Source organism: Streptomyces sp. NPDC054847, assembly GCF_053610925.1.
This window is the reverse complement of the sequence record NZ_JBSGZJ010000791.1, coordinates 1-1,176: the sequence shown is the minus strand read 5'-3', so window position 1 is coordinate 1,176 and position 1,176 is coordinate 1. Positions and strand designations below refer to the sequence as shown.

General features: G+C 72.5%; 1 protein-coding gene and 1 pseudogene. Both read left to right on the top strand.

What is annotated here, in order from left to right; all coding sequences use genetic code 11:
- Positions 1 to 44: 44 nt before the first annotated feature.
- Positions 45 to 921, top strand: a pseudogene (locus ACWGH4_RS35270) (ABC transporter ATP-binding protein).
- A 67-nt stretch (positions 922 to 988) separates the two neighbouring features.
- The gene (gene amiA, locus ACWGH4_RS35265; RefSeq protein ID WP_364597084.1) at positions 989 to 1,126 is read left to right on the top strand and encodes a streptamidine family RiPP; all 138 of its coding nucleotides are present in this window, start codon (positions 989 to 991) and stop codon (positions 1,124 to 1,126) included.
- The last annotated feature ends 50 nt before the right edge of the window (positions 1,127 to 1,176 follow it).

The window sequence follows — 1,176 nt, the reverse complement described above, 5'->3', positions numbered from 1 at the left end:
CCAGAACCCCGGCGGCCCGGGCCGCCCCGTCAGGGAGGACACCCATGACCACGGTCACCCGCCAGGAAGCCGGTGCGGGAACACGCCGGCCGGAGCAGCAGGGGACGTTGAACATCGAGGGACTGCGCTTCGGATACGGCCGGCGGGAGGTGCTGAGCGGGGTCGATCTCGACATCGGGACCGGCGAGAGCGTCGCCCTGGTCGGACTCAACGGCTGCGGCAAGAGCACCCTGCTGCGGCTCTGCGCGGGGCTGCTCACACCCGCGGCCGGCCGGGTGCGCCTCGGCGGCGACGACCTCGCCCGGCTGTCACGCAGGAGCACGGCCCGCAGGGTCGCCCTGCTGCACCAGTCGGCCCCGGCCGTACCGGGCATGACGGTACGTCAACTCGTCCGGCAGGGCCGCTACGCGGACCGGGGCCCGCTGGGCATGCTCAGGGACGGCGACGACGCCGTCTGCGCGAGGGCCATGGCCGACGTGGGTGTCGGCGAGTGGGCGGACCGGCCCGTCGAGTCCCTGTCGGGCGGCGAACGGCAGCGCGTACGGCTCGCGATGGCCCTGGCGCAGGACACCCGTGTGCTGCTCCTCGACGAACCCACGACCTACCTGGACCTGCGTCACCAGCTCGAGGTCATGCAGACGGTCGTCCGGCTCCGGGAGGAGCGCGGACTGACCGTCGTGATGGTGCTGCACGACCTCGGGCACGCGGCGCGGTTCGCCGAGCGGATCGTGGCCCTGCGGGCGGGCGCCGTGGCCGCCGACGGCCCGCCCGCCGAGGTCGTCACGCCCGGCCTGCTCGCCGAAGTCCTCGGCGTGGCGGGGCGCGTGGGACGCGACCCCGAGGGCGGTTGGCCCGTGTGTTACCCGGATCACCCACTTCCCCTCGACGAAGCCCTTGCGAAATGAAAATCATATTCATTAGTGTCCTGGGTGTCGCCGCCGCACAGTCCGGGCGGCGCAGCCAGGAACCGACGAATGGAGAGCAACTCATGGAGCAGCACAAGGTCTTCAGCCCGATCGCCGAGCAGGGCCAGCTCGCCCACCTGTCCGCCACCCACTCCAACGCCCTCGTCGAGAACCCCTTCGAGGACAGCGCCGCCGCCGTCGAGACCGACAGCGACAAGTAGCCCCCGCCATCGGGCCCGCCCGGAACACCAGGCCCAGCCGGCCCCAACCC

Coding starts and splice junctions, on each gene's coding strand:
- amiA (WP_364597084.1), top strand. CDS start 989: ATGGAGCAGCACAAGGTCTTCAGCCCGATCGCCGAGCAGGGCCAGCTC.